General features: G+C 72.1%; 24 protein-coding genes and 1 pseudogene. 19 read left to right on the forward strand and 6 right to left on the reverse strand.

What is annotated here, in order from left to right:
- Positions 1-47: 47 nt before the first annotated feature.
- The gene (locus ACFWNV_RS15595) at positions 48-1,061 is read right to left on the reverse strand and encodes a helix-turn-helix transcriptional regulator (RefSeq protein WP_383946296.1); all 1,014 of its coding nucleotides are present in this window, start codon (positions 1,059-1,061) and stop codon (positions 48-50) included.
- A 190-nt stretch (positions 1,062-1,251) separates the two neighbouring features.
- On the opposite strand from ACFWNV_RS15595, the gene ACFWNV_RS15600 reads away from it, so the two are divergent.
- Both ACFWNV_RS15600 and ACFWNV_RS15605 read left to right on the forward strand, forming a co-directional pair.
- Positions 1,252-1,374 carry a hypothetical protein gene (locus tag ACFWNV_RS15600; protein WP_383946298.1) on the forward strand — a complete coding sequence of 41 codons (123 nt, stop codon included), beginning with the start codon at positions 1,252-1,254 and terminating at the stop codon, positions 1,372-1,374.
- Positions 1,374-1,685, forward strand: a complete 312-nt coding sequence (locus ACFWNV_RS15605; protein WP_250748726.1) for a (2Fe-2S)-binding protein — start codon at positions 1,374-1,376, stop codon at positions 1,683-1,685. Before ACFWNV_RS15600 ends, ACFWNV_RS15605 begins: the two co-directional genes overlap by 1 nt.
- Positions 1,686-1,877: 192 nt before the next feature.
- Here ACFWNV_RS15605 and ACFWNV_RS15610 read toward each other — a convergent pair whose 3' ends face one another.
- Positions 1,878-2,324: a pyridoxamine 5'-phosphate oxidase family protein gene (locus ACFWNV_RS15610; protein WP_383946301.1), complete on the reverse strand. Its 447-nt coding sequence runs from the start codon at positions 2,322-2,324 to the stop codon at positions 1,878-1,880.
- A gap of 110 nt (positions 2,325-2,434) precedes the next feature.
- Here ACFWNV_RS15610 and clpB point away from each other — a divergent pair, with 110 nt between their 5' ends.
- Entirely contained in the window at positions 2,435-5,020 is a 2,586-nt protein-coding gene (gene clpB / locus ACFWNV_RS15615) for an ATP-dependent chaperone ClpB (protein WP_383946304.1), read from the forward strand.
- Between the two features lie 359 nt (positions 5,021-5,379).
- Complete coding sequence (locus ACFWNV_RS15620) at positions 5,380-5,943, forward strand: YbjN domain-containing protein (RefSeq protein WP_383946307.1); 564 nt, start codon at positions 5,380-5,382, stop codon at positions 5,941-5,943.
- Positions 5,944-5,967: 24 nt separating this feature from the next.
- Here ACFWNV_RS15620 and ACFWNV_RS15625 read toward each other — a convergent pair whose 3' ends face one another.
- Complete coding sequence (locus tag ACFWNV_RS15625; RefSeq protein ID WP_383946310.1) at positions 5,968-7,146, reverse strand: mannosyltransferase family protein; 1,179 nt, start codon at positions 7,144-7,146, stop codon at positions 5,968-5,970.
- Between the two features lie 138 nt (positions 7,147-7,284).
- Here ACFWNV_RS15625 and ACFWNV_RS15630 point away from each other — a divergent pair, with 138 nt between their 5' ends.
- Both ACFWNV_RS15630 and ACFWNV_RS15635 read left to right on the forward strand, forming a co-directional pair.
- Positions 7,285-7,770: a prevent-host-death family protein gene (locus ACFWNV_RS15630; RefSeq protein WP_383946313.1), complete on the forward strand. Its 486-nt coding sequence runs from the start codon at positions 7,285-7,287 to the stop codon at positions 7,768-7,770.
- The gene (locus ACFWNV_RS15635) at positions 7,767-8,030 is read left to right on the forward strand and encodes a hypothetical protein (protein ID WP_383946316.1); all 264 of its coding nucleotides are present in this window, start codon (positions 7,767-7,769) and stop codon (positions 8,028-8,030) included. The genes ACFWNV_RS15630 and ACFWNV_RS15635 overlap by 4 nt, the downstream gene beginning before the upstream one ends.
- A gap of 40 nt (positions 8,031-8,070) precedes the next feature.
- Here ACFWNV_RS15635 and ACFWNV_RS15640 read toward each other — a convergent pair whose 3' ends face one another.
- A complete protein-coding gene (locus ACFWNV_RS15640) occupies positions 8,071-9,261 on the reverse strand; it encodes a pyridoxal phosphate-dependent aminotransferase (protein ID WP_383946319.1) in 1,191 nt (396 codons plus the stop codon).
- 262 nt (positions 9,262-9,523) lie between these two features.
- Here ACFWNV_RS15640 and ACFWNV_RS15645 point away from each other — a divergent pair, with 262 nt between their 5' ends.
- From ACFWNV_RS15645 to ACFWNV_RS15695, 11 genes and pseudogenes are all read left to right on the forward strand, one after another.
- Positions 9,524-9,838 carry a hypothetical protein gene (locus ACFWNV_RS15645; RefSeq protein WP_383946321.1) on the forward strand — a complete coding sequence of 105 codons (315 nt, stop codon included), beginning with the start codon at positions 9,524-9,526 and terminating at the stop codon, positions 9,836-9,838.
- Positions 9,839-10,052: 214 nt separating this feature from the next.
- Entirely contained in the window at positions 10,053-10,634 is a 582-nt protein-coding gene (locus ACFWNV_RS15650; protein ID WP_383946324.1) for a DUF2617 family protein, read from the forward strand.
- 123 nt (positions 10,635-10,757) lie between these two features.
- Positions 10,758-12,431 carry a polyamine aminopropyltransferase gene (locus ACFWNV_RS15655; protein WP_383946327.1) on the forward strand — a complete coding sequence of 558 codons (1,674 nt, stop codon included), beginning with the start codon at positions 10,758-10,760 and terminating at the stop codon, positions 12,429-12,431.
- 120 nt (positions 12,432-12,551) lie between these two features.
- The gene (locus tag ACFWNV_RS15660) at positions 12,552-13,451 is read left to right on the forward strand and encodes a CoxG family protein (protein WP_383946330.1); all 900 of its coding nucleotides are present in this window, start codon (positions 12,552-12,554) and stop codon (positions 13,449-13,451) included.
- A 65-nt stretch (positions 13,452-13,516) separates the two neighbouring features.
- The gene (locus ACFWNV_RS15665) at positions 13,517-14,305 is read left to right on the forward strand and encodes an aldose 1-epimerase (protein WP_383946333.1); all 789 of its coding nucleotides are present in this window, start codon (positions 13,517-13,519) and stop codon (positions 14,303-14,305) included.
- Positions 14,306-14,326: 21 nt separating this feature from the next.
- Positions 14,327-14,866 carry an orotate phosphoribosyltransferase gene (gene pyrE, locus ACFWNV_RS15670; RefSeq protein ID WP_328299960.1) on the forward strand — a complete coding sequence of 180 codons (540 nt, stop codon included), beginning with the start codon at positions 14,327-14,329 and terminating at the stop codon, positions 14,864-14,866.
- A gap of 254 nt (positions 14,867-15,120) precedes the next feature.
- Positions 15,121-16,143 carry a class II fructose-bisphosphate aldolase gene (gene fbaA, locus ACFWNV_RS15675; RefSeq protein ID WP_112446238.1) on the forward strand — a complete coding sequence of 341 codons (1,023 nt, stop codon included), beginning with the start codon at positions 15,121-15,123 and terminating at the stop codon, positions 16,141-16,143.
- Between the two features lie 46 nt (positions 16,144-16,189).
- A pseudogene (locus ACFWNV_RS15680) lies at positions 16,190-16,531 on the forward strand (DUF3151 domain-containing protein); the annotation flags it as partial.
- A 197-nt stretch (positions 16,532-16,728) separates the two neighbouring features.
- Entirely contained in the window at positions 16,729-17,577 is an 849-nt protein-coding gene (locus ACFWNV_RS15685) for a tryptophan 2,3-dioxygenase family protein (protein ID WP_383946337.1), read from the forward strand.
- The gene (gene kynU, locus ACFWNV_RS15690) at positions 17,570-18,781 is read left to right on the forward strand and encodes a kynureninase (protein ID WP_383946339.1); all 1,212 of its coding nucleotides are present in this window, start codon (positions 17,570-17,572) and stop codon (positions 18,779-18,781) included. The genes ACFWNV_RS15685 and kynU overlap by 8 nt, the downstream gene beginning before the upstream one ends.
- A gap of 170 nt (positions 18,782-18,951) precedes the next feature.
- Entirely contained in the window at positions 18,952-19,848 is an 897-nt protein-coding gene (locus tag ACFWNV_RS15695; RefSeq protein WP_383946342.1) for an alpha/beta hydrolase, read from the forward strand.
- A 6-nt stretch (positions 19,849-19,854) separates the two neighbouring features.
- On the opposite strand, the gene ACFWNV_RS15700 is transcribed toward ACFWNV_RS15695, so the two are convergent.
- The gene (locus tag ACFWNV_RS15700) at positions 19,855-20,202 is read right to left on the reverse strand and encodes a VOC family protein (protein ID WP_383946345.1); all 348 of its coding nucleotides are present in this window, start codon (positions 20,200-20,202) and stop codon (positions 19,855-19,857) included.
- 102 nt (positions 20,203-20,304) lie between these two features.
- Between ACFWNV_RS15700 and ACFWNV_RS15705 the strand changes: the two genes are divergently transcribed.
- Positions 20,305-20,847, forward strand: a complete 543-nt coding sequence (locus ACFWNV_RS15705) for a GNAT family N-acetyltransferase (protein ID WP_383946348.1) — start codon at positions 20,305-20,307, stop codon at positions 20,845-20,847.
- Between the two features lie 73 nt (positions 20,848-20,920).
- Complete coding sequence (locus ACFWNV_RS15710) at positions 20,921-22,450, forward strand: PKD domain-containing protein (RefSeq protein ID WP_383946351.1); 1,530 nt, start codon at positions 20,921-20,923, stop codon at positions 22,448-22,450.
- A gap of 104 nt (positions 22,451-22,554) precedes the next feature.
- On the opposite strand, the gene ACFWNV_RS15715 is transcribed toward ACFWNV_RS15710, so the two are convergent.
- The gene (locus ACFWNV_RS15715; RefSeq protein ID WP_383946354.1) at positions 22,555-26,502 is read right to left on the reverse strand and encodes a hypothetical protein; all 3,948 of its coding nucleotides are present in this window, start codon (positions 26,500-26,502) and stop codon (positions 22,555-22,557) included.
- Positions 26,503-26,517 lie beyond the last annotated feature (15 nt).

Raw genomic sequence — 26,517 nt, forward strand, 5'->3', positions numbered from 1 at the left:
GGACACCAGTCCGGGGCGGGGCGCCGCCCTCGTTCATCCGTATCCGCTCAGAGCTCCCGGTCCTCCAGGATTCCCGAGCGGGCGATGAGGAAGCCCAGCTGTGCCCGGCTGCCGCTGCCCAGGGAGGCCGCCAGTTTGGCGATGTGGGCGCGGCAGGTCCGTACGTTCATCCCCAGCCGGCGCGCGATGGCCTCGTCCACGTGCCCCTCGATGAGGAGCTGGGCGATGGACCGCTGCACGCCGGAGATGCCGCCGGGGGTGTGCTGGTAGGTCACCTCCGCCGACAGCGGCACGGCGCGGTGCCACAGCTGCTCGAAGACCTTGATGAGGTAGTCGACCAGCCCGGGGTGGCGCAGTTCCAGGGCGGTCCTGCGGTCGTCGCTGGTGGGGATGAAGGCCACCGTACGGTCGAAGATCATGAGGCGCTCCATGAGCTCTTCGAGCGTGCGGATCTCCACCTTCCCCGCGGAGATCCGGTCCACGTAGGCGAGCGTGCCCTGGCTGTGCCGCACGGTGTGCTGGTAGAGCGTCCGTATGCGCACCCCGCGGTTGACGAGGGGAGCGGCGCGCTCCAGCGCCTCCGTGAGGACGGACGTGGACCGGGCGCCGCCCGGCTGTACGGTCAGCACCTCGGTCCGGCACTCCGCCGTCGCCTGGTCGAGGGCGGTGTGGATCTGGTCGAAGCCCTCCAGCACGGTGATGGCGTGGGTGTTCGAGGGGCTCTGGGAGCTGATGGTCAGAAACGGCTCGAATGCGTCGGTGAGATCTATGGTGTCCCGGCGCCGGTCCTGAATCTCCCGTTCGAGCGGATGGAGCCGCTGCGCGAGTGCGACGGACGGGGGAACCGCGCGGAGCTGGTTCGCGTCATCCGGGTCGGGTCGCAGCAGAGCGAATTCGAGCAGGCAGGGGGCGTTCTCGACCTCGCTGCGGGTCACCCGGCCGGTGCTCAGCGCCGCCGTGTAGAGACGCGTCCCCTCGGCGCACATGGACGTGACGGGGTGGGGATGTGTCGGCTTTGTGTTGTTTCTGGGCAAATCTCCACCCCCCAGGGTCCTGAACATGCAAGAACATGATGCATCGTCCCTGTGGCAGCGACGTGCCCGAATGAGCCATCGTCTGACACGCGGGGGAGAAGATTTCCATCAAGTGAGGACGAAGCCGACCATGTACAAGAGAATGCTTCGCTCGGTACTTGCCATTGGGTTCTCCGCCGCCGCGGTCATTGGGGCAGTCAACGCCTTCGGTGGGGACGTGGGGGGTACCGACGCGCCCGCCGTGTCGATAGGCAAGCCCGACCTGGGCTGGGATTCGTCGCCCAACGACTTGGGCTGGGACTCGGCCAACGCGTCGACCAACGACCTCGGCTGGGACTGATGACTCCCGACGATCACGGCTTCCGCCGTGAAATGGCATCTGCCTACCGCTCCGGCTGGCAGTTCATCGATCTCACCAGCGCGATCCCCTACGTCGGCGATTCGCTGAAGGTCACCCTGTTCGGCCAGCCGATCATCGTGGTGCGGGAAGAGGACGAGGACGTCCGTGCCTACCGCTGTCTGCGCCGTCCCCGAGGCGCACCGCAGCCCGTCCGCTGCGAGATCCGGTACGGCATGGTCTTCGTCAATCTGGACCAGCGTGATCACCAACTTTTCGAGCCCGAATCCGCCGCCACCCCCCGCAGTGCCTGAAGCGATTCCCCTGTCGTCGCAGATCGCTCAGGCACTACCCCCACACAGCGACGCCATCGTGGACCTGACCACGATGGCGTCGCTGTGATGTCCGTGTCCAGTGGTTGAACGAGACAACCGGATGCGGCCGAACCGGACAGCCGGGTCAGGCCGGACCGGACAGCCGGGTGAGGCCGGACCGGACGCCGCCGGCTACGCGCGCCCCATGGCCCGGTCCAGGCTGATCTCCACGACCACCCGGTCCGGGTTCGGCGAGGGCGTCCGCCCGTACCGCTCCGCGTAGCGCCGGACCGCCTCCGCGACCGAGGCCTCGTCCGTACGGACCATCGCGCGGCCCTCCAGGGTCGCCCAGCGCCGCCCCTCCAGCTGGCACACCGCCACCCGGGCCCCGCCCTGCGGGCCGCCCTGCGACGCCAGCACGTTGCGGACCTTCTTGCTGTGCTTGTTGCTGATCACCCGTGCCAGCCCGGCCTCCGGGTCGTACGTCACGCCCACCGGGACCACGTGCGGACTGCCGTCGGGGCGGTGGGTGGTCAGCGTGCAGATGTGCCGCTCCCGCCAGAAGGCGAGGTACTCCGGCGTCGGGTTGAGTACGTCTTGGGTCGGGCGGGCCGTGCCGGCCGGGCTGGGAGTCGACATGCGCGAAGGGTACGTCGGTCCACCTTGAGTGGAATAGACTCAACTTTGTGCAGGTTACTCATGTAAAGCACACACAGTAGGGAAACGAAGCAGGAAGGGAGAAGCCGCCCGTGGATGCGGAGCTGACCAACCGGAGCCGGGACGCGCTGAACGCGGCCACCACCAGGGCCGTCAAGGACGGGCACGCGGACCTGACGCCCGCGCACCTGCTGCTGGCGCTGCTCGCCGGCGAGGACAACGAGAACATCACCGACCTGCTCGCCGCGACCGACGCCGACCAGGCCGCCGTACGCGCCGGAGCGGACCGGCTGCTCGCCGCCCTGCCCAGCGTCACGGGCTCCACGGTCGCGCCCCCGCAGCCCACCCGCGAGCTGCTCGCCGTACTGGGCGAGGCGGACGCGCAGGCCGGGAAGCTCGGCGACGAGTACCTCTCCACCGAACACCTGCTCATCGCCATCGCCGCCAAGGGCGGCGCGGCCGGTGAGCTCCTTTCCGGACAGGGCGCGACCGCGAAGAAGCTGCGCGAGGCCTTCGAGAACGCAAGAGGAGGGCGGCGGGTGACCACCCCCGACCCCGAGGGCCAGTACAAGGCCCTGGAGAAGTTCGGCACCGACTTCACGGCGGCCGCCCGCGAGGGCAAGCTCGACCCGGTCATCGGCCGGGACCACGAGATCCGGCGCGTCGTCCAGGTGCTCTCGCGCCGTACGAAGAACAACCCGGTGCTCATCGGCGAGCCCGGCGTCGGCAAGACCGCCGTCGTCGAGGGCCTGGCCCAGCGCATCGTCAAGGGCGACGTCCCCGAGTCCCTGAAGAACAAGCGGCTGGTCTCCCTGGACCTCGGCGCGATGGTGGCCGGCGCCAAGTACCGCGGCGAGTTCGAGGAGCGGCTCAAGACGGTCCTCGCGGAGATCAAGTCCAGCGACGGCCAGATCATCACCTTCATCGACGAGCTGCACACCGTCGTCGGCGCGGGCGCCGGCGGGGACTCCTCCATGGACGCGGGCAACATGCTCAAGCCCATGCTGGCCCGCGGCGAGCTGCGGATGGTCGGCGCGACCACCCTCGACGAATACCGCGAGCGGATCGAGAAGGACCCGGCGCTGGAGCGCCGCTTCCAGCAGGTGCTGGTGGCGGAGCCGAGCGTCGAGGACACCATCGCGATCCTGCGCGGGCTCAAGGGCCGCTACGAGGCCCACCACAAGGTCGTCATCAACGACAGCGCGCTCGTCGCCGCCGCCACCCTCTCCGACCGCTACATCACCTCCCGCTTCCTGCCCGACAAGGCCATCGACCTCGTCGACGAGTCCATGTCCCGGCTCCGCATGGAGATCGACTCCTCCCCGCTGGAGATCGACGAGCTCCAGCGCTCGGTCGACCGCCTGCGCATGGAGGAGCTGGCCCTGAACAACGAGTCCGACGCGGCCTCGCGCGAACGCCTCGACAAGATCCGCAAGGACCTCGCCGACAAGGAGGAGGACCTGCGGGGCCTCACCGCCCGCTGGGAGAAGGAGAAGCAGTCCCTCAACCGGGTCGGCGAGCTCAAGGAGCGCCTGGACGACCTGCGCGGCCAGGCCGAGCGCGCCCAGCGCGACGGGGACTTCGACACCGCCTCCCAGCTGCTCTACGGGGAGATCCCGGCCCTGGAGCGGGAGCTCGCGGACGCCACCGAGGCCGAGGCCGAGGTCTCCCGCGACACGATGGTCAAGGACGAGGTCGGCCCCGACGACATCGCGGACGTGGTCGGCGCCTGGACGGGCATCCCGGCCGGCCGCCTCCTGGAGGGCGAGACCCAGAAGCTGCTCCGCATGGAGGAGGAGCTGGGCCGCCGCCTGATCGGCCAGGGCGAGGCCGTGCGCGCCGTCTCCGACGCCGTGCGCCGCACCCGCGCGGGCATCGCGGACCCGGACCGGCCGACCGGCTCGTTCCTCTTCCTCGGGCCCACGGGCGTCGGCAAGACGGAGCTGGCCAAGGCCCTCGCCGACTTCCTCTTCGACGACGAGCGGGCCATGATCCGCATCGACATGTCGGAGTACGGCGAGAAGCACAGCGTGGCCCGGCTCGTCGGCGCCCCGCCCGGCTACGTGGGCTACGAGGAGGGCGGCCAGCTGACGGAGGCCGTCCGGCGTCGCCCGTACAGCGTCGTCCTCCTGGACGAGGTCGAGAAGGCCCACCCCGAGGTCTTCGACGTCCTGCTCCAGGTCCTCGACGACGGGCGCCTCACGGACGGCCAGGGCCGCACCGTGGACTTCCGCAACACCATCCTGATCCTGACCTCGAACCTGGGGTCGCAGTTCCTGATGGATCCGTCCACAGCTGTGGACGAGAAGAAGGCCCGCGTCCTGGACGTGGTGCGGGCCACCTTCAAGCCGGAGTTCCTCAACCGCCTCGACGACCTGGTGGTCTTCTCCGCCCTCAGCGGGGCCGAGCTGGCCCACATCGCCGAGCTCCAGATCGGCCGCCTCGCCAAGCGCCTCGCGGAGCGCCGCCTGATCCTGGACGTCACGCCGGAAGCCCTGGCCTGGCTGGCGGACAAGGGCAACGACCCGGCGTACGGCGCCCGCCCCCTGCGCCGCCTCATCCAGACGGCCATCGGCGACCGCCTGGCCAAGGAGATCCTCGCCGGCGAGGTCCGCGACGGCGACACCGTCCGCGTCTCGGTGGCGGGCGACGACCTCCTGGTGGGCAAGGCGCTCTAGCCCCTCCCCGGGGCTGCCCGCTCCGGATCACACGTCGCCGGCCTCGAACCGGACCAGGACCGCACCCGCGGGCCCGGCCCGGTCCGGGGCCGCGGCGTCGGAGGGGCCGGCGTCCGGGGTCACGCGGGCCCGTCCCAGTCGCTCAGCGCAGCCATCAGCCAGATCGCTCAGCCCAGGCCGATCGCCGGTACGGCCGCCATCAGGATCACGAGTCCGCGCAAACTCCCTTGAAGCGCCATCCATCCCCCTTACGGCGGTCCTACTCCTGTCCGCCCGGAGCGGATCGTAGCTGCGGGGGTGGACACGGGGCGGGCGCGATGGGGGAGGATGGCGGTATCCGCACGAAGGGAAGTCACACGGTGAGCATCGACCCGGCCTCGATTCCGAACTTCGGAGGGCAGCAGCCCGATCCGCAGGCCACAGGACCGGCGGGCCCCGTCGTCCCCGACCAGGATCTGGTCAAGCAGCTCCTGGAGCAGATGGAGCTCAAGTACGTCGTCGACGACGAGGGTGACCTCGCGGCGCCGTGGGAGGACTTCCGCACGTACTTCATGTTCCGCGGCGAGGACGAGCAGCAGGTCTTCTCCGTGCGGACGTTCTACGACCGCCCGCACAAGATCGAAGAGAAGGCTCAGCTCCTCGAGTCCATCGACGACTGGAACCGCCGCACGCTGTGGCCCAAGGTCTACAGCCACACGCACGACGACGGCTCCGTCCGCCTGATCGGCGAGGCGCAGATGCTGATCGGCACCGGCGTGAACCTGGAGCACTTCGTGTCCTCCACGGTCAGCTGGGTCCGCGCGTCGATCGAGTTCGACAAGTGGCTCGTCGAGCAGTTCGGGCTGGAAAAGGACGTCGACTCGGCGGACTCCGCCGACAAGAAGGACGACGACGCCGAGGGCGGCGACAGCGAGACCAACTAGGTCCTCGCGGTCCGTTTCAGACTCTTACGGCGCCACCCCGGACGCGAGCAGCAGGTACGGCCCGTATCCGTACGAGAGCCCGGCCAGCACCACGGTCACCACGACGGCGGTGCGCGGCCGGGCTTTCGCCATGAGGGCCGCCGCCGGCAGCAGCAGCGGGAACGCGGGCAGCAGGAAGCGCGGCTTCGATTCGAAGAAGCCGGCGCCGCCGTAGGTCATCACCAGCAGCACGCCCGTGTACACGAGCAGCGGCAGCGGGATCCTCCGGTCGGCCGCCAGCAGCCCGGCGAGCACCAGCGCGGCCGCCAGCAGGACCACCGTCACGGTGGTGGCCAGCTCCACCTGCCCGGGGCCGGACAGCGCGTGCCGCGCCGAGCGCAGCGCGCCCGCGCCGAAGTCGAAGCGCGAGCCCCAGCCGCTCTGGACGGCGAAGTAGCCGCCCAGCGGATCCCCCCGGCGCACCCCGACGAGCAGGACGTACGAGGCCCAGCCCGCGGGAGCGGCGATCCCGGCGGCCCACACCCGCGCGGGTGCGCGGCCCCGCCGCCGCCAGATCTCGTACGCCGCGGCCGCCGTCACGGCTGCCGCGACCGCGATCCCCGTCGGCCGGGTCAGCCCCGCGAGCACGGCGAGCCCCGCGGCCCACCCCCAGCGGCCCCGCAGCAGGGCGTAGAGGGCCCAGGCGGCGAAGGCGGCCAGCAGGGGCTCGGTGTAGGCGAGGGTCAGCATGAGGGCGTGCGGCAGCACGGCCCACAGGGCGACGAGCAGCACCCCGGCACGGACCCCGAGCAGGTGCGCCCCGACCCGGTACACCCCGACGGCGGCCGCGCCCGCCGCGATCCAGGCGACGGCCAGCGCGGCGACGGTCAGGGGGCCGGGCAGCACGGCGGAGGCGCAGCGGATCAGGACGGGGTAGAGCGGGAAGAACGCCGAGTCGCTCTGCACGGAGCCGATGCCGGGGTAGATCTGGGTCCGCCCGTAGCCGTGCTCGGTGATCCGCAGGTACCAGACGGAGTCCCAGGACTCCCCGAGCACCCGCAGGGGGCTGCGCCCGTTCCACCAGGCCGCCACGACGACCGCCAGCACCCCGAGCCCGCGCACGGCGGCGTAGACCCCCAGCGCGAGGACGCCGCCGGGGATCCGGCCGGCCGGGCCGGTGCGCCGCCCGGCCCGTGTGCCGTTCGACAGCGTTTCCGTCGCCATGCGTCCCGACTTTCTGGAGGGCTCCCGGTCGGAGTCGCCACGATGGACATGGACACGATGGAGGAACCCTACGAGGGCGGCGCCGGGGACCAGCACACACCCATGGCACTCAGAGCATAATCTGAGTACAGTCTGAGTATGAGCCTTACTTACCTGGGAGCCGAACCCGAGTCGGTGTCGTTCACTGACCTGTCAAGAAACCCGAAGGCAGTAGCCGCTCGGGCCGCAGCCCTTGGTGCTCTGCGCGTCACCCATCGGGACGCGCCCGACATGGTGCTGACGACTGCCGTGCACGCGGAGCGCACCGAGGAGAACCTCACGACGGCGTCTCGGCTCTTCCTCGCGCTCATGAAGCACGACGACGGAGCCCGCTCACTGCTGCTGGCGCTGCCGGAAGTCTTTCCGTGGGTGCGGCACCTGGACGGCGAGGAGATGCGCGCTTTCACGGTGGAACTTCTGGAAGCGCTTTCCGATGCGGCAGAGCTGGGTGCCAGGGAGGCTGTGCACCGTGCGCTCGTCTCCTGGAGGGCGACGGCTCGGATCAATGCCGATCCGGAGCAGCTCAAGGAAGCGCTGCGTCCGCTCGACGGGGAGGACCTGGGCCCGGTCGAGGTGGGCGGGTGAGCCCGAAGAAGGGCGATCGTGTCAGCGTTCCGCCGCTGAGCGGATGGAACGTCGTCTTCGGGACAACCGATGCGGTGACGGGGTGGGAGGAACTGTGCCGCGCGGCGCTGCCCAGCGTCCACCGCTGCCTTGAGGCGCTGCGCACCGACCCGTTGTCGCGTGACAACTGGAACCGTCAGCATCAGCTCCGTGGAAGGCTCGCCACGAAGGAGTGGAAGGGATCGCTGCTCGTCTCTCCCGTGTGGCACGGGGCCGGCTGAAAGGCCGGGCCCCACGCCCGCACGCCCATCTGGCCCGCTCTCAGCGGGCCAGCCGACCGAGGCGCTCCACCGCCTCCTCCAGGACGTCGGTGCGCTTGCAGAAGGCCCAGCGGACGTGGCTGGCTCCGGCGGCCTTGTCGTCGTAGAAGACCTGGTTGGGGATGGCCACCACTCCGCAGCGTTCCGGCAGGGACCGGCAGAAGGCGAGGCCGTCGCGCTCGCCGAGGGGGGTGATGTCGGTGGTGACGAAGTAGGTGCCCTGCGGGCGGAAGACCTCGAAGCCGGCCGCCGCGAGGCCGTCGGAGAGGAGGTCGCGCTTGGCGGCCAGGTCCGCGCGGAAGGAGTCGTAGTACGCGTCGGGCAGGGCCAGGGCCTCGGCGATCGCGTACTGGAAGGGGCCCGAGGACACGTACGTCAGGAACTGCTTCGCCGAGCGGACCGCCGTGACCAGCTCGGGCGTCCCGGTCACCCAGCCGACCTTCCAGCCGGTGAAGGAGAAGCTCTTGCCCGCGGAGGAGATGGTGACGGTGCGCTCGCGCATGCCGGGCAGGCCCGCCAGCGGGGTGTGGGCGCCCTCGAAGACCAGGTGCTCGTACACCTCGTCCGTGATGACGAGCAGGTCGCGGGAGACGGCCAGCTCCGCGACCGCGGCCAGCTCGGCGGGGGTCAGGACGGTGCCCGTCGGATTGTGCGGGGTGTTCAGGAGCAGGAGGCGGGTGCGGGGGGTGACCGCGGCCTTCAGCGCGTCCACGTCGAGCCGGAAGTCGGGGGCGCGCAGGGTCAGCGGCACCCGGACGGCCCCTGCCATGGCGATGCAGGCGGCGTAGGAGTCGTAGAAGGGCTCCAGGGCGATGACCTCGTCGCCGGGCTCCAGGAGGGCCAGGAGGGAGGCGGCGATGGCCTCGGTGGCCCCGGCGGTGACGAGCACCTCGGTGTCCGGGTCGTAGGCCAGGCCGTAGAAGCGCTGCTGGTGGGCGGCGATGGCCGTACGCAGCTCCGGGACGCCGGGGCCCGGCGGGTACTGGTTGCCCCGGCCGTCGCGGATCGCGCGGGCCGCCGCCTCGGCGATCTCGGCGGGGCCGTCGGTGTCGGGGAAGCCCTGGCCGAGGTTGATCGATCCCGTGGCGGTGGCCAGGGCGGACATCTCCGCGAAGATCGTGGTGCCGAAGGCCGCCAGCTTGCGGTTGAGGAAGGGGCGGGCGGGGCCGTTGGTGCGTTCGGGATCGCTCATGGGCGCAATCCTGCGGGGAAGCTCTGGACTTGCTCAAGTGTGCTTTGGGTCGCGTAGGGCGCGGGCATCCCCCCAGCACGCGGGACGAAGGGGATCCCGCACCCCGGGGAACCGGGGGAGCAGAGAGGGGTCGGGGGATGATCCTCGGAATAGTGATCTTCGTGGCGGTGGTCGTGGTGATCGTCGTGGTGGCAGTCAAGGCCGGACGCGGGGGCCGCGGGGGCGGCAGTGCCGCCGGTGGCGCCGGTGGCGGTGCGGGCTGGTGGGCCGGGAGCGGCTCCTCCTCGTCGTCGTGCGGCTCCTCCTCGTCGAGCTGCGGGTCTTCGTCGAGCTGCGGGTCTTCGTCGAGCTGCGGCTCTTCGTCCTCCTCGTGCGGCGGCGGAGGATGCGGTTCGAGCTGATCCGGAGGATGCGGTTCCAGCTGACACGGGGCAGCATGGATCCATGGCTTCCGAAGGACCACCTTCGTACCGCGTCCCGCATACGTGAGGCGCCCGCCGGGCACAACTTCCGTCGGGCGTCTTCTTGTTCGGACGTCACGGCCGCGCATTACGGCGTACGGGCGGCATGTGGTTGAACACGTGAACTGTGTAGCCCCCGAGGGGATGTAAACCCCTGCAACTTGGGTAAAAACGCTGTGAGTGCCGTGCCTTTCATGATTCCCTCGGTTGAGTAGACCAGTCCTCGGACCTCCCTGGACTTCCTGTGGACCCGTGCCGGTGTCCCCCCACCCGTTGACTACCGCTGGCGGGCCCCGGCCCATCTCCCTCGCGCGTTTGCGGAGCCGACTCATGCTCACGACCCTCCAGACCACCTATACCGACACGCGTGCCGCCGACCTCGCCTGGGCCCTGGGTCGGGAGCGGCTGCCCGCCCTGGCCGTACTGAACCTCGAACTGGGTGGCGCGAAAGTGGAGTTGCGCCTGCTCGGGGCCTCCCACCAGGTACTCCTGGAGGAGGGCGACGTGCTCTGCTCCGAGACCGTCGCCTGTATGCCCGGCAGCAGCACCCCGCTTCCGCTCGGCGTGGCCAAGCGCGTCGGCGACTGGGAGTACGAGTTCGCCGCGCGGGTCGAGAACCTCTCGCGCGGCTCCTTCGCGGGGCGGGCGCAGGAGCTGCTCGCACTGGTCGCGGACCACCCGAACGGGCTGGCCGGCACCTTCCCGGGCAGCCCGCACGCCTTCACCGCCATGCTCGCGCAGCGCTACGAGGGCCAGGTCCGGTGGCGGACCTGGCACGCGTACCCGCAGGAAGGGCAGTTGGTGGCGACCCGCACCCGCGTCGGCGTACGGACGGCCCTGGCGGGCGCAGGAGCCGGCGCGGGCGCGGAGGGAGCCGCACAGGTGGCCGCGGAGGCGCCGGTGCTGATCTGAGGGTCCCGGGGTCGCGGGGGTCGCGGAGTTGCCGGGTGGTTACGCCAACTGCCCGAACCAGTGCGCCACTTACACCCATGTGGGTGACCGGATGCGAGCATGCGGTGACGTACGGTTCGCTTCATGATCGACCGTTCCACCCCGCGCGGGGTGCTCCGCACCCGGTGGCGCCGCCCCCCGGCTCCGGAGCCGCGCGGTGTGGCCCGCGTCCCGGCCGCCCTGCCCGTACGGCCCAGGACCGGCAGACTCCTCGTCCTGGCCACCGTGTTCGTCTGCGCCGCCTGCGGGCTCGTATACGAACTGGAGCTGCTCGCCCTCGGCTCGTACCTCATCGGCGACTCCGTCACCCAGGCGTCGGTCGTGCTGTCCGTCATGGTCTTCGCCATGGGCGTCGGATCCCTGCTGGCCAAGGCCCTGCGCGCCCGGCCCGCCTTCGGCTTCGCCCTGGTCGAAGCGGGCCTCGCCCTGCTCGGCGGGCTCTCCGCCATAGCGCTCTACGCCAGCTTCGCCTGGCTGGGGGAGTCCCGGCCCGCGCTGGTCGCCTTCTCCTTCGCCATCGGCGTCCTCATCGGCGCCGAGATCCCGCTCCTGATGGTCCTCATCCAGCGGATCCGCAGACAGGACGCGGGCGGCGCCGTCGCCGACCTGTTCGCCGCCGACTACGTCGGCGCCCTCGTCGGCGGCCTCGCCTTCCCCTTCCTGCTGCTGCCCGTCCTCGGCCAGCTCACCGGCGCCATGCTCACCGGCACCATCAACGTCGTGGCCGGCGGCGGCCTCGTCCTGTGGCTGTTCCGCCGGGACCTGAGCCGGCGCGCCCGCTGGCTGCTCATCGCCGTCAACGTCACCGTCCTCACCGTCCTGGGCTGCGCCACCGTCCTCGCCGACGACTTCGAACGCGTCGCACGCCGCGCCGTCTACGGCGGCGAGGTCCGCGTCGCCGTCCAGACCGGCGTACAGGAACTGGTCCTCACCGGCCCCCCGGACGGCTCACCGCGCTCCCTCGACCTCTTCCTCGACGGCCGCCTGCGGGTCAGCGGCTACGACGAGTACCGCTACCACGAGGCCCTCGTGCACCCCGCGATGACCGGCCCGCACACCCGCGTCCTGGTCCTCGGCGGCGGCGACGGCCTCGCCGCCCGCGAGGTGCTGCGCTACCGCGACGTCGCCTCCGTCACCGTTGTCGAGCTCGACCCCGGAGTCGTGCGGCTCGCCCGGACCGACCCGATGCTCTCCGCGCTGAACGGGCGGGCGTACGAGGACCCGCGCCTCGGGGTCGTCACCGCGGACGCCTTCAGCTGGCTGCGCGCACCCGCCGCCCGGGCCCGCTTCGACGTCATCGTCTCCGACCTGCCCGACCCCGGGATCACCCCCAGCACGAAGCTGTACTCGCAGGAGTTCTACGGGCTGGCCGCGCGGGCCCTGCGCCCCGGCGGGCGGCTCGCCGTCCACGCGGGACCCCCGGGCACCAGACCCCGCACCTACTGGACCGTCGAAGCCACCCTGCGCGCGGCCGGCCTGCGCACCGCCCCCTACAGCGCGGGCGGCCGCCTCTCGGGCTTCGCCGCCGGCCCCGACCGGGTGCTCGGGGCGGCCTCCGCCCCCGCCGCGAAGCTCCCGCAGGACTGGGGCTTCGTCCTGGCGGCCCGCGAGGGCGAGCCCCGGCTGCGGGTGGACCGGGAGACGCCCGCCCTGCGCTCCCTGTCCACGCAGTCCCTGGCCGACGCGGCCCGGGACACGGAGCGCACCCGGGTGGCGGGGCTCCCGCCGTCCACGCTGCCGCATCCGAGGTACTCGTAGGCGGGGCTGCCGGGGCGCAGGCTCCCGGGGCGGGGGCACGCCCGGCGGCGGTTCTCGCGGCGGGGGTTCCCGTGGCCGGGGTACTCGTGGCCGGGCTGCCGCGTCGGTAGGCTCGGGCGCATGGAGCATCAGGTGTTCGTACCGGTCCCCTCCGCCGACGTCCGCGCCGTGCTGCGCGACCCCGCCCGGCTGGCGCGATGCGTGCCGGGGCTCCAGCAGGACGCCGATACCGAGGCCGGGCCGCTGTCCGGCCGGCTGAAGGTCCGGGCCGGCGGACACACCGTCACCTACCGCGGCGCCCTCTCCGTCACCGAGCAGGACCCGGACCGCTTCACCCTCGCGGGCGAGGGCACCGAGGTGCGGGGGAGCGGGACCGTGAAGCTCTCCCTCGCGCTGCGCCTCACCGAGGCGGACGGCGGCACCCTGCTGGAGTTCACCGCCGAGTCCGCCGCCGACGGCCGCGCCGCCGCCTTCGCCCCCGACGCGGCCGCCACGGCCGGGCACCGCCTCCTGGACCGGGCCGCCGGGCACCTCGCGGCCCTCGCGGTCGACGCCGGCGCGGACCCGGCCGCGGACACCGAGGTGAACTCCGATCCGGACACCGGCCTGGGCTCGGACCTGGGCTCGGACCTGGGCTCGGACCTGGGCTCGGACCAGGGCCCGGACCAGGAGGAGGACCCCGGTCCGGGGTTCACCGAGGTCACCGCATCCGTGTTCGACACCGAGGTTCCGCCCCCGTCCCTGGACCCGTTCCTGGAAGGCACCTTCGAGGGCATGGCCGACCTCGGGGACCTCGGCGGCCCCCCGCGCCCGCCGGCCGAGGCCGCGCACGCCCGCCGCACGATGATCGGCCGCAGCGCCGAGGAGGTGGACCACGCGCCCCCGCGCGGCCGCTACGCCCCGGTCCCGGCCCCCTCCGCCGCCTCCGCGAACGCGAGCCTCCGCTGGATCGCCCCGGCCGCCGCCGTTGCCGTGGCCTCGGCGGTCCTCCTGGGCCGCGCCCTGCGCCGCCGCCGCTGACCCGGGGACCCGCCCGCTTTCCCGCACGGGCCTGATCGGGCCGTCGGGCTGACTAAGGTCATGGCATGAGTACGCAACTGCGCGCCGGCGGCGCCGAGGTGACCATCGACCAGGAGAACGGCTGCCGGATCAGCAGTCTGCGCATCGACGGGACGGAACTGCTGCGGCAGGGGGACCACTACGGGTCCTTCCCCATGGTCCCGTGGTGCGGCCGGACCCGGGACGGGCAGTTCCAGGACGGGGCGACCCTGCACCAGCTCCCGCTCAACCACCCGCCGCACGCCATCCACGGCTTCGGCCGCGACGCCGCCTGGACCCGCGCCCGGGCCACCGGCACCGAGGCCGCCTTCACGTACCCGCTCGCCGACCCGTGGCCCTACGAGGGCCTGGTCACCCAGATCTTCGAGCTCGGCGAGGACGCGCTGACCCTGACCATGGGCATCGAGACCTACCAGGACTCCTTCCCGGCGCAGGCCGGCTGGCACCCCTGGTTCCACCGCAACCTCGGCAACGGCGGCGAGGACGTGCGCATCGGCTTCGAGGCCGCCTGGCAGGAGGAGCGCGGGGCCGACCACCTGCCCACCGGCAACCGCATCGACCCCAAGCCCGGCCCCTGGGACGACTGCTTCGGCATGCCGTACGGGGTCGACGTCACCCTCACGTGGCCCGACGCCCTGGAGCTGAAGGTCACCAGCCGCTCCGAATGGGTGGTCGTCTACGACGAGGAGCCCGAGGCCGTCTGCGTGGAACCGCAGTCGGGTCCGCCGAACGGCCTGAACAGCCTCCCGCAGCTGGTCACCCCCGTGGACCCGCTGGAGATCTCCACGACGTGGACGTGGCGGCGGCTCGGGTAGTGCCCAATTAAGCTCGGGGCCATGAGTGACGTACGCGATGCGCTTCTGCAGCAGATCAAGGACAAGGCCGTCGTGCACGGCAAGGTGATCCTCTCCTCCGGCCGCGAGGCCGACTACTACATCGACCTCCGCCGGATCACCCTGGACGGCGAGGCCGCCCCGCTGGTCGGCCAGGTCATGCTCGACCTCACCGCCGACCTGGAGTTCGACTGCGTCGGCGGCCTGACGCTGGGCGCCGACCCGGTCGCCACCTCGATGCTGCACGCCTCCGCCGCGCGCGGCGCGCGCCTGGACGCCTTCGTCGTCCGCAAGGCGCAGAAGGCGCACGGCATGCAGCGCCGCATCGAGGGCACCGACGTGAAGGGCAAGCGCTGCCTGGTCGTCGAGGACACCTCGACCACGGGCGGTTCCCCGCTGACCGCCGTCGAGGCGGTCCGCGAGGCCGGCGGCGAGGTCGTGGCCGTCGCGACGATCGTCGACCGCGGCGCGGCCGACGCCATCGCGGCCGCCGGACTGCCGTACCTCACGGGCTACCAGCTCGGTGACCTCGGTTTGTCCTAACCCTCGGACACCGGGTCGTGCTTCCGCACAACTGGTGACTTAGGTCCCCGGAAGTCCGAAACTAGGTCCTGACCTGGGCTTTTGTGGCCGGGTGGAGTGTTTCACGTGAAACACTCCACCCGGATCGGCCCGCGCGGCGCCGTCGCGGAGGTGGAGCGGGGGCGTGAGTCTGGAAAGATGGGCACGACGGCAACGTCGCCCCCAGGTCAGGGCCCGCAATAAGCACACTCCCCGCACATCCAAGGAGCGGACAGATGCCCATCGCAACCCCCGAGGTCTACAACGAGATGCTCGACCGGGCGAAGGCAGGCAAGTTTGCCTACCCGGCGATCAACGTGACCTCGACCCAGACCCTGCACGCTGCGCTGCGCGGCTTCGCGGAGGCCGAGAGCGACGGCATCATCCAGATCTCCACCGGTGGTGCGGAGTTCCTGGGTGGCCAGTACAACAAGGACATGGTCACCGGCGCCGCCGCCCTGGCCGAGTTCGCGCACATCGTGGCCGCGAAGTACGACATCACCGTCGCGCTGCACACGGACCACTGCCCCAAGGACAAGCTGGACACCTACGTCCGCCCGCTGATCGAGATCTCGGCCGAGCGCGTGGCCCGCGGCCTCAACCCGCTCTTCCAGTCGCACATGTGGGACGGTTCCGCCGAGACCCTGGCCGACAACCTGGCCATCGGCCAGGAGCTGCTCGCCAAGGCCGCCGCCGCGAAGATCATCCTTGAGGTCGAGATCACCCCGACCGGTGGCGAGGAAGACGGCGTCAGCCACGAGATCAACGACGAGCTGTACACCACCGTCGACGACGCGCTGCGCACCGCCGAGGCCCTGGGCCTGGGCGAGAAGGGCCGCTACCTGCTGGCCGCCTCCTTCGGCAACGTGCACGGCGTCTACAAGCCGGGCAACGTCGTCCTGCGCCCCGAGCTCCTCAAGGACCTCCAGGCCGGCGTCGGCGAGAAGTACGGCAAGTCCTCGCCGTTCGACTTCGTCTTCCACGGCGGCTCGGGCTCCACGGCCGAGGAGATCGCCACCGCGCTGGAGAACGGCGTCGTGAAGATGAACCTCGACACCGACACCCAGTACGCCTTCACCCGCCCGGTCGTGGACCACATGTTCCGCAACTACGACGCGGTCCTGAAGGTCGACGGCGAGGTCGGCACCAAGTCGAAGTACGACCCCCGCACGTGGGGCAAGGCCGCCGAGGCCGGCATGGCCGCGCGCGTCACCGAGGCCTGCGCGAACCTGCGTTCCACGGGCACCAAGCTCAAGTAGCAGCGGCTCACGCGGCAGGGCTGGCCGACGGCCGGGCATCGCGGCCCTCGCCGCGGGCACCCCCGCCGTCGAGGTCGCCGCCGCGAACCCGACCTCCTCCCTCGCCTGGGCCCTCCTCGCCGACGAGGCCTTCGCGGGCGGCCGCACGGTCGAGTCGTACGCCTACGCCCGTACGGGCTACCACCGCGGCCTGGACGCGCTGCGCCGCGCGGGCTGGAAGGGCCACGGCCCGGTGCCGTGGGAGCACGAGCCGAACCGCGGTTTCCTGCGCGCCCTGAACGCCCTGGCCCGCGCGGCCGGTGCGATCGACGAGAAGGAGGAGTACGAGCGCTGCTCGACCTTCCTGCGCGACTCCTCGGAGACGGCCGCGGACGTCCTCGCGGTCTGAGGCCCGAGAGGCTCACGTGCCCGGAACCGGGCGGGTTCCCGCATGGGGCCCGCCCGGTCGCGGAAAGTGACGTGCGCCACTGACTATTGAAGCCCTGCGGCACGACGGTCTTATGATGCGGACAGGGGACCGGAGCTCCACTCACCTCACCGGAAGGAGCGGACCGCTACCCGGAAGCACGTATCGAGGAGACAGCGATGTCGCACGCCCTTGATGCCTCCGGAGACGGCGGTTCGGACACCCCGAACCTCGACTTCGCCGGCACGACCCCCTACGAGGACTACGTCCAGGCGGACGTCCTCACCCACCTCCAGCACCTGCGCTCCGACGACCCGGGCGAGATGGTCTTCCTGGTCACCACCCAGGTCATGGAGCTGTGGTTCACGGTCATCGTCCACGAGTGGGAGACCGCCTCGAAGGCGCTCCGCGAGGACCAGCTCCCCGTCGCGATGGACGCGCTGAAACGATCCCTCCGCGAGCTGGAGGCCCTCAACGCCTCCTGGCGCCCCCTCGCCCAGCTGACCCCGGGCCAGTTCAACGCGTACCGCGCCGCCCTCGGCGAAGGCTCCGGCTTCCAGTCGGCGATGTACCGCCGGATGGAGTTCCTGCTCGGCGACAAGGCCGCCTCCATGCTGGTCCCGCACCGCGGCGCCCCGCGCGTCCACGCGGAGCTGGAGAAGGCCCTCCACGAGCCCAGCCTCTACGACGAGGTGCTGAGCCTCCTCGCCCGCCGCGGCCTGCCGGTCCCGCAGTCGGTCCTCGACCGCGACCTCTCCCAGCGCTACGAGCCCTCGCCCGAGGTCGAAGCCGTCTGGACGGCCCTGTACGCGACCCCGGACGCCCACCTGGACCTGCACCGCCTCGGCGAGGTCCTCACCGACGTCGCCGAGCTGGTCTGGCGCTGGCGCAACGACCACCTGGTCGCCACCCGGCGCGCGATGGGCGCGAAGACGGGCACCGGCGGCTCGGCCGGCGTCACCTGGCTGGAGAAGCGCGCCCAGAAGAACGTGTTCCCGGAGCTCTGGACGGCGCGCAGCCATGTCTGACACGAACCCGGACTCCGGCCTGGCCGCCCGCGCCGAAGCCCTCGACGCGGCCGACCCCCTCGGCAAGCTCCGCGACCGCTTCACCCTCCCCGAGGGCGTGGTCTACCTGGACGGCAACAGCCTCGGCGCCCTCCCCGCGGGGGTGGCCGACCGCCTCGCCGAAGTGGTCACCGAACAGTGGGGCACCCGTCTGATCCGCTCCTGGACCGAGGGCGAAGCCAACTGGTGGAACGCCCCCGAGCGCATCGGCGACCGGATAGCCCCGCTGGTCGGCGCCGCCGCCGGCCAGGTGGTCGTCGGCGACTCCACCAGCGTCAACCTCTTCAAGGCCCTGGTCGGCGCCGCCCGGCTGGCCGCGCCCGGCCGGACCGAGCTGCTCGTGGACGCCGCGACCTTCCCCACCGACGGCTACATCGCCGAGTCGGCGGCCCGGATGACGGGGCTGCGCGTGGTCCCGGTCGACCCGGCCGCCGCCGCGGAGGCGATGGGGCCGGACACCGCCGTGGTGCTCCTCAACCACGCCGACTACCGCACCGGCCGCCTGCACGACCTGCCCGCCCTCACCGCGGCCGCGCACGCCGCCGGGGCGCTCGTCGTCTGGGACCTGTGCCACACCGCCGGGGCGCTGCCCGTGGGCCTCGACGCGCACGGGGTGGACCTCGCGGTCGGCTGTACGTACAAGTACCTCAACGGCGGCCCCGGCGCGCCCGCGTACCTGTACGTCGCCGCCCGCCACCAGGGCGCCTTCGATTCCCCGCTGCCGGGCTGGAACGGCCACGCGGATCCGTTCGCGATGACCCCCTCCTACGAGGCGGCGCAGGGCGTGGCGCGGGCCCGCGTCGGCACGCCGGACATCCTGTCCATGCTCGCGCTGGAGGCCGCCCTGGACGCCTGGGACGGGGTCGCGGTCGAGGACGTCCGCGCCAAGTCCCTCGCGCTGACCGACTTCTTCCTCGACTGCGTGGCGGCGTACGTCCCGGCGGGCAGGGTCGAGCTGGTCACCCCCACCGGGCACGGGCAGCGCGCCAGCCAGGTGTCGCTGCGCACGGAGAACGCCGAGGGGATCATGCGCGAGCTGATCTCCCGCGGAGTCATCGGGGACTTCCGGGCCCCCGACGTCCTGCGGTTCGGGTTCACCCCGCTGTACGTCGGCTTCGCGGACGCGGAGCGTGCGGCGCGCACACTGGGTCACATTTTCGGGTGAACCGGTAGCGAAACGTCACATCACCGAGCGGGCGGGGCTACGGCCCCGCCCGCGCCGGTATCGCTCCGGGCCGCCACGGAGGGGACCGTTCCGGCCTGATACGGTCCCGCTCTGCCGGAACACCGGAACACCAGTCCCCCTTGTCCCACGCGTTACCGGAGGTTGAGCCGATGACGGACCCCGCAGTCGAACGGGACGCCGCCGAGGCCGCCTCGGCCTTCTCCCATCCGCCCGTAGCCCCCGACGCGACGGCCGCCTACGGTGAACACCCCGACCAGATCATCGACTTCCACGCCCCGCGCGGGGACCGGGCGCAGCCGGGCACCGCGCGCTCCGCTCCGCTGGTCGTCGTCCTGCACGGCGGGGCCTGGCGCGCCCCGTACGACCGGCAGCACATCACCCCCTTCGCGGACTTCCTGGCCCGGCAGGGTTTCGCCGTCGCCAACGTCGAGTACCGGCGCGGGAGCTTGCTGCCCCACCAGGACGCCGAGGGCCCGGTGGCCGGCCGCTGGCCCGAGACCTTCGACGACGTGGCCGCCGCGCTCGACGCCCTCCCGGAGCTGGCCGCCGGCGCCCTGCCGGAGGCCGACCCCCGCCGCATGGTGCTGACCGGCCACTCGGCCGGAGGCCACCTCGCGCTGTGGGCCGCGGCCCGGCACGTGCTCCCGCAGGACGCCCCGGCCGGCTGGAGGCTGCCCGCGCCGCCGCTGCTGCGCGGAGTGGTGGCGCTGGCCCCGATCGCGGACTTCACGGTGGCGGAGGAGCTCGGGGTGTGCGGGGGCGCCTCGGCGCAACTCCTCGGCGGAGCCGGCCCCTTCACCGCGCGGCGCCCGTACGCCGATCCGGCGGCGCTGCTCCCGACCGGCATCGCGACGGCGGTGGTGCAGGGGCGCAGCGACATCGTGGTCCCGGAGGCGGTGTCGGAGGCGTACGTCGCGGCGGCCGCGCTGGCGGGGGAGACGGTCGGACTGACCCTGCTGGACGGAGTCGGCCACTTCCCGCTGATCGACCCGGCGGCGGACGGCTGCGCCGTGGTGGCCGAGGAGATCTCCCAGCTGGCCTGGTAGCCGCCGTCAGTGGTGGCCCAGCACGTTGACAACCCGTCCGCTGGGGTCGCGTACGAAGAACCGCCGCACGCCCCACTCCTCGTCCTGCAGGGGGTGCACGATCTCCGCACCGCTCGCCCGCAGGATCTCGTAGGCCGCGTCCACGTCGTCGACCTCGATGCTCAGGTCGGGGGTGACGGGCGCGGTCTTGTCGCTGCTCATGACGCTGATCTGCGCTGCCGGGCTGGACGGGGAGGCGAGCGTCATGATCCAGCCGTGGTTCATGACCTCCTCGAATCCCAGCAGCCCGTAGAACTCCCTGCTCTCCTGCGGGGCTTCCGACCGGATGTTGGGCACGACACGGCGAACGGCCATCGACGACTCCACGTGTGAGGAAACCTGTCCGCCTCCATGGTCCGCCAGGGGCGGGCGGTAATGCGGTGGACAGGCCCCGCCCGCTGGGTGAGCATCTGCGCGATGAGTACTGAACTTCTCCCCAGGCGCGTCCGCTTCGTCGAGCTCAACGCGAAGGCCCTGCGGGCCCTTGCCGACGGCGACCTCGCAGGGGGCAGCGCCGAGGCCGGGGTGGACCTCGACGCCTACTTCGTGTCCGACCGGGCCCGCTGGATCTTCGGCTACCGCGCCGACCAGCTCGCCAAGGACCCGTCCGCCGCTCCCTGGACCACCCGGGCCGCCGTGTCGGAGCCCGACGGGACCGTCGTGGGCGACGCCGGGTTCCACGGCCCGCCGGACGGGGACGGCGTGGTCGAGGTCGGCTACAGCGTCGTGTCCGCCCACCGCCGCCAGGGCTACGCCCGCGCCATGCTGACCGCACTGCTGGCCAGGGCCGCCGAGGAACCCGAGGTCAGGACCGTCCGGGCCACCGTCCGGGCGGACAACGCCGCTTCCCTGGCCACCCTCGGGGGCTTCGGCTTCAGCCGCGTCGCCGAGCGGGGCAACGAGACCGACGGCATCGAGCTCGTCTTCGAACGTCCGGCGAACCCGGCATCGGTACGCTGACCACGCTTTCGAACCGATCGCGTGTTCGCTTGAACAGTTCAAACAAGGGGGGCCGGTGCGCAATCGCCGACTCATGTTTTCCGCCGCTCTCGTAGCCGCCGGCATCGGCCTGGTTCCGGGCGTGGCCCAGGCCGATCCGGTGCCGGGCGGTGGCCGGGCCGTGTCCGCGCCGGACAGCGCCGCCGCTGCGGACTTCGCCATCGCACTCAGCAGCACCGGCGACACCGCGCACGGAATCACGCTGACGACAGCCCTCAGCAGCGGCGCCGGCGCGCAGCACGTCTCCGTCGACTGGGGCGACGGGTCCACGGACGTGGTGCAGGACGTCGTCGGGGGCGAGCTGAAGAGCGCGCACGTCTACAAGAAGAGCGGCCCGTACACCGTCAAGGTCTCCGCCGAGGACACGGCCGGCAGCCGGGCGGCCGCCGAGCTCAAGGTCGTCACGCGCGGCTCCGATTTCACCCCGCTCGCGCCCACCCGCCTGCTGGACACCCGCGGCGGTGTCGGGGCGCCGGTCGCCAAGGTCCAGGCCTACAAGAGCGCCGTTCTGAAGATCGCGGGGAACAGCAGGTTCCCGGCCGGGGTCACCGCCGTGGCGTTGAACGTCACCGTCACCAACACCACCGCGGGCGGGCACGTCACGGTGTCCCCGGGCATGAACGAGCCGCGGCCCGCCACGTCGAACCTCAACTACGAGGCCGGCCAGTCCGTCCCGAACATGGTGATCGTGCCGGTCGGCGCGGACGGCACCGTGCAGATCCACAACGGCGGCTGGCAGGCCGTCGACCTGATCGCGGACGTGACCGGCTACTTCACCCGGACCTCGGCCAGCGGGTACACCTCGCTCGCCCCGGCCCGCTTCGTCGACACCCGCAGCGGCATCGGCACCGCGCAGGGCCGTCTGCGAGGCTACGGGAGCATCGAAACCCGGATGGCGGGCCGCGAGGGCATACCGGCGGGGGCCACGGCCGTCGCCCTCAACCTCACCGTCACGAATCCGGAGAACTTCGGTCACCTGACCGTCTACCCGTCCGGCGGCGAGGCCCCGACCACCTCGAACCTGAACTTCAACCCGGGCCAGACGGTGGCGAACTCGGTGATCGTGCCCGTCGGGACCGACGGGAAGATCAAGATCCTGAACGGCGGCTGGACGCCGGCCGACGTCATCGTCGACGTCGTCGGCTACTACAGCCCCGCCGGCGAGGCCGCGTACATGCCGGTCACCCCGTACCGCGCGCTCGACACCCGGGACCCGGACTCGACGATCGGGAAGGTCACGGCCCGCGACTACCTGCACCTGCCGTTCGGGGGCGGCGCGAGCGGAGTCGAGGCCTACGTCCTGAACACCACGGTGACGAACACGACCGGCGACGGATTCCTCTCGGTCGCCCCGGACCCGAACTCGATGGGCGACTACAAGCGCAAGACCGCGGTCGTCCCGCCGCGCCCGGTCTCCTCCACCCTGAACTGGACGACGGGCAGGACCGTCCCCAACCTGGTCCAGGCGAGCGCCGGGGAGCACGGGGTCGTGGACTTCTGGAACCAGAGCTTCGGCGACGTGGACCTCATCGTCGACTACTTCGGGTACTACGAGTCCAAGTAGCGGCAGCCGTAGCCGTAGCCATAGCCGCGGCCGTACGACGCGAAGGTCCCGCCCGGTCGTCTGGCCGGGCGGGACCTTCGCGTTTCCGCGTGTGTGCTCGGGGCCTACGAGGTGAAGTAGCCGTTCAGGTCGGCGATCACGTCCACCGAGCCGGAGTTGTTGAAGAACGTCACCCGGCCGTCCACCACCGGGACCACCACCAGGTTGGAGACGGTCTTGCCGGCCGTGAAGTTGAGGTTCGACACGTTGGGGCGGGCCGCACCGTGCGGGTGGACGATGAGGTGGCTGTCGGACGTGGGGTTGGTGACCGTGACGTTCAGGACGACCGCGGTCACCCCCTGCGCCGGTACGCCTTCCACCCCGGCCACCTGCAGGCTGACCAGACCGCCGGATCCCACGGCTCCGGGGCGGGCGCCGGTGCCGTCACGGGTGTCCAGGAGCCGTACCGGCGTACCCGAGGAGAACGTCGAACCGGTCGCGGAGTAGTAGCCGGTGACGTCGGCGATCAGGTCGACCGAGCCGGAGTTGTTGCGCAGGTCCACCTTTCCGTTGACCACCGGGACGACCACGAGGTTGGGCACGATGAGTCCGGGCGTGAAGTTGAGGTTCGAGACCCCGGGCACGGGCTGACCGTTGGGGTAGACCGTGACGTGGCCCGCCTCGGTGGGCTGGACGGCCGTGACGTTCATGACCACGGCGGTGACCCCGGTGGCCGGGACGCCCTTGACGCCGGCGACCTGGAGGGTGACCACGCCGCCCGTACCGACGCGCTGCTTCTTGGCGCCGGTGCCGTCACGGGTGTCGAGGAACCGGGACGGGGTGATCGGGGTGAACGAGGAGCCCGTACCGGCCTTGTCGGTGTAGTAGCCGGTGACGTCGGCGATCAGGTCGACGGTGCCGGCGCTGTTGCGCAGGTCCACCTTCCCGTTCACCACCGGCACCGTCACGAGGTTGGGCACGATCTGCCCGGCCGCGTAGTTGATGTTCGAGACCCCGGGCAGCGGACGGCTGTTGGGGTACACGGTGACGTGGCCCGGCTGGGTCGGCTGGACGGCCGTGACGTTCATGACCACGGCGGTGACCCCGGTGGCCGGGACGCCCTTGACGCCCGCGACCTGGAGGGTCACCACGCCGCCCGCACCGACGCGCTGCTTCTTGGCGCCGGTGCCGTCACGGGTGTCCAGGAACCGGGACGGGGTGAGCGGCACGTACCGGGACTTGCCCGGGGTCGAGGCCGCCGTGACCGTGTACGCCTTCGGGAGGTAGCCCGGGGAGGGCACGCCGTCGGTGTAGCCGACGCCCTCGCGGACCAGGTCGTAGGTGCCCGCGGGCAGGTCGGTGGTGTCGACCTGGACGCTCAGGGCGGTGCCCGCGGCGTTGACGGAGACCTGGGCGAGCGGCCGCTCCTGGCCGCCGCCCACCAGCTTGAGCTTCGTGCCCAGGGTCAGGCCCGTACCGCTGACGACGGCCTGCGACCGCGTACCGGTGGGGCTGGCGGCGGGGCTGATGCCGGTCGGGAGCTGGGCCGAGGCGGGAGTGCAGCCGGTGTCGCAGACGCCCTCCATGGTGAACTCGACGGGCGTGGGCGCCTTCCGGGCGCTCACCAGCAGGACCGCCTGAGCGGCCGGGGCGTCGGTGGTGCTGGAGCAGCGGACCCCGAAGCGGCCCATCGCGCCGATGCAGCTGTACTTGCTGTACGAGGCGTTCCAGTCGGCGGCGGTGTCCAGATCCACCCAGGGGTGGTCGCCGTTGGTGGAACTGCTGGTGCCGACGACGTTGAAGGCCTGGCCGGGCTTGATGTCGAGGACGGCGCAGTAGCCGGTGGAGGACTCCGTGAGCACCCCGCTGCGGGCCGGGAAGCCCTCGGGGGAGACCCGGTTCGCCGTGCACTCCGCGGCCCATCCGGCGGCGGTGCCCACCCGCCAGGTGTCCACGTTGGTGTGGATCGGCTTGTCCGCGTAACCGGTGGCGATCAGCACCACCACGTACGAGGTCGAGCCGGTCACCTGGCAGGAGACGCCCTGCTGCCAGCAGAGGATCCTGCCGGCGGGGTCGAGGACCGCCGCCGTCGTGGTGGGGTCGTACCGCCCCCCGAGCGTCCGCGCGCCGAGCCACATCTTGTCCGCGGCGGCGGCGGGAACGCGCAGGCAGCGCGCGTCCAGGGCCGAGGTCAGGTCGAAGGGGGTGGAGGGACCGCCCACCTTCGTCGAGGCGGGCGCGGCGCAGTTCGCCGTCGGCGACACGTCGCGGCGCACCAGCGTGTACGTGTCGGCTCCGCCCCAGCCGGCCAGCAGGGCCGTGTAGGCGGTGCCGGGAGTCAGGGGGCAGCTGATGGTGGTGCTGTAGTAGGTCGTCTCGCAGGCCACGTTGCCCTGGGGGTCGACGACCCGGACCGTGGCGTTCAGCTTGTTCTGGCTGTTGGTGTAGTCGAGCAGCTCGGCGGCCGAGTGCTTGTCGGCGGGCAGGCTCAGGCACGCCTGGCGGACCTCGGCGGGCAGGGCGACCCGGGCGCCGGTGGAGGCGCCGAAGGCGGTCTGCGGCCACAGGGCGCAGCCGGCGGTCTCACCGGTGCGGTGCACCACCAGGCCGTACGCCGTGGCGGCCTCGCCGCTCAGCACCACGCGGAACGGGGCGGTGCCGGTCAGCTTGCAGACGGCCTCCGGGGAGCCTTCGCACTGCTGGGCTCCGGAGGCGTCGTAGACGGCCGTGTCGGCGTGGTCCCCGTCGGCCGGGGGCCGGTTGAGGAGGTACACGCCCTTGCCGGTGGCGGTCGGCAGGGTCAGGCAGAGCTGCTGCCCGGGACCGCCGAAGGTGCCGGTCACCGGTCCGGACACCAGGCCGTCGTCCCGGGTCGCGGTGCAGCCCCGGGTCTCCTTGGCGGAGTGGAGGGCCATCCCGAAGGCGCCGGCGTCGGTGGTGCGGGGGTCGACCGCCCAGGTGTAGTCCCCGGCGGGCAGGGTGCAGCCCGTCGCGCAGTCCGTGACCTGGGTGCCCGCGGCCGTGTAGAGCAGGCCGTAGGGCGCGGAGCCGGCGGAGACCGGGGCGTAGGTGTACGGGCCCGCCGACGGGACGCGCAGCACGCGGCAGCGCACCGTGGAGGTCAGGTCCGGGGAGGCTCCGTAGGCCTGGGGTTCGACGACCGGGCAGCCCTCGGGCTTGGAGAACCGGGCGGCGGTGAAGGTGTAGGGCGCGGCCGCGCCGGAGGGCTGCAGGACCGACATCCGGTACGGGGCGGGGCCGGTGAGCTTGCAGTCGAGCGCGTCGCCCTCGCGGTTCAGGGAGGAGCAGATCTCCTTGCCGGCGGCGTCGTAGACGCCCTGCAGCACCTGGTAGGAGGTGGCGTGGCTGCGCAGCACGTCGTTCGCGGCCAGGCCCAGCGCGTAGCAGTCACCGGCGGAACCGGCGGGCAGCGAGCGGTCGAACACGGTCGGGGCGCCGAGCCTGGAGTCGGCGGCGCCGACCGGCTTGCAGGCGTTGGTGGAGAGCAGCGGGGTGTAGGCGACGGAGGCGCCGGTCTCGTTGCTGCTGTTGTTCATCAGCGTCAGCGTGTACGTGCCCGCGGTGGTGGTGGGGCAGCGCAGGGTGCCTTCGGAGAACGGGCGCACCGACTCGCAGGCGACGGCCGAGCCGTCGGGCGCGAGGAGCCGGGGATAGAGCGACCCCTGGGCGGCGACGGCCTGGATCAGGACCAGGTCCTTCTGCTGCGGCAGGGTCAGCGAGATCCGGGCCGTCGTGCCCGAAGGGACGGCGCAGTCGGCGATCTCGTGCGGCTTCAGCGCCGCCGGGCAGGGGCCCGACGGGTCGGCCTCCGCGAGCGCCCGCACCGCGGCCGCGCGGTCCGCCTTCGGGTCCGGCTTCGGTGCGGCCTGCGGCCCTGCGGCCCGCGGTGCGGCGGCGGTCGCGGCGGCCGGATCGGTGATGGTGGTGCCGGGCGACGGGGCCGCGAGGGCGGACCCGCTCTGGCCGGTGAACGCCGTCAGCACGGCGAGCAGGAGCGCGCCGGAGGCGAGGGCCGTACGGCCCTTCCCCCTGGTCGCGGGCAGCGTGGACATACCTCTGCCACGTGG

Origin of the sequence: Streptomyces sp. NPDC058401, from assembly GCF_042722885.1 — a bacterium.
Lineage (GTDB): Bacteria > Actinomycetota > Actinomycetes > Streptomycetales > Streptomycetaceae > Streptomyces.

Excerpts from the sequence above, each read along its gene's own strand:
- ACFWNV_RS15595 (WP_383946296.1), bottom strand. The coding sequence starts at position 1,061 with ATGTTCAGGACCCTGGGGGGTGGAGATTTGCCCAGAAACAACACAAAG.
- ACFWNV_RS15605 (WP_250748726.1), top strand. The coding sequence starts at position 1,374 with ATGACTCCCGACGATCACGGCTTCCGCCGTGAAATGGCATCTGCCTAC.
- ACFWNV_RS15610 (WP_383946301.1), bottom strand. The coding sequence starts at position 2,324 with ATGTCGACTCCCAGCCCGGCCGGCACGGCCCGCCCGACCCAAGACGTA.
- ACFWNV_RS15625 (WP_383946310.1), bottom strand. The coding sequence starts at position 7,146 with ATGGCGACGGAAACGCTGTCGAACGGCACACGGGCCGGGCGGCGCACC.
- ACFWNV_RS15630 (WP_383946313.1), top strand. The coding sequence starts at position 7,285 with ATGAGCCTTACTTACCTGGGAGCCGAACCCGAGTCGGTGTCGTTCACT.
- ACFWNV_RS15640 (WP_383946319.1), bottom strand. The coding sequence starts at position 9,261 with ATGAGCGATCCCGAACGCACCAACGGCCCCGCCCGCCCCTTCCTCAAC.
- ACFWNV_RS15650 (WP_383946324.1), top strand. The coding sequence starts at position 10,053 with ATGCTCACGACCCTCCAGACCACCTATACCGACACGCGTGCCGCCGAC.
- ACFWNV_RS15655 (WP_383946327.1), top strand. The coding sequence starts at position 10,758 with ATGATCGACCGTTCCACCCCGCGCGGGGTGCTCCGCACCCGGTGGCGC.
- ACFWNV_RS15660 (WP_383946330.1), top strand. The coding sequence starts at position 12,552 with ATGGAGCATCAGGTGTTCGTACCGGTCCCCTCCGCCGACGTCCGCGCC.
- ACFWNV_RS15665 (WP_383946333.1), top strand. The coding sequence starts at position 13,517 with ATGAGTACGCAACTGCGCGCCGGCGGCGCCGAGGTGACCATCGACCAG.
- pyrE (WP_328299960.1), top strand. The coding sequence starts at position 14,327 with ATGAGTGACGTACGCGATGCGCTTCTGCAGCAGATCAAGGACAAGGCC.
- fbaA (WP_112446238.1), top strand. The coding sequence starts at position 15,121 with ATGCCCATCGCAACCCCCGAGGTCTACAACGAGATGCTCGACCGGGCG.
- ACFWNV_RS15685 (WP_383946337.1), top strand. The coding sequence starts at position 16,729 with ATGTCGCACGCCCTTGATGCCTCCGGAGACGGCGGTTCGGACACCCCG.
- kynU (WP_383946339.1), top strand. The coding sequence starts at position 17,570 with ATGTCTGACACGAACCCGGACTCCGGCCTGGCCGCCCGCGCCGAAGCC.
- ACFWNV_RS15695 (WP_383946342.1), top strand. The coding sequence starts at position 18,952 with ATGACGGACCCCGCAGTCGAACGGGACGCCGCCGAGGCCGCCTCGGCC.
- ACFWNV_RS15700 (WP_383946345.1), bottom strand. The coding sequence starts at position 20,202 with ATGGCCGTTCGCCGTGTCGTGCCCAACATCCGGTCGGAAGCCCCGCAG.
- ACFWNV_RS15705 (WP_383946348.1), top strand. The coding sequence starts at position 20,305 with ATGAGTACTGAACTTCTCCCCAGGCGCGTCCGCTTCGTCGAGCTCAAC.
- ACFWNV_RS15710 (WP_383946351.1), top strand. The coding sequence starts at position 20,921 with ATGTTTTCCGCCGCTCTCGTAGCCGCCGGCATCGGCCTGGTTCCGGGC.
- ACFWNV_RS15715 (WP_383946354.1), bottom strand. The coding sequence starts at position 26,502 with ATGTCCACGCTGCCCGCGACCAGGGGGAAGGGCCGTACGGCCCTCGCC.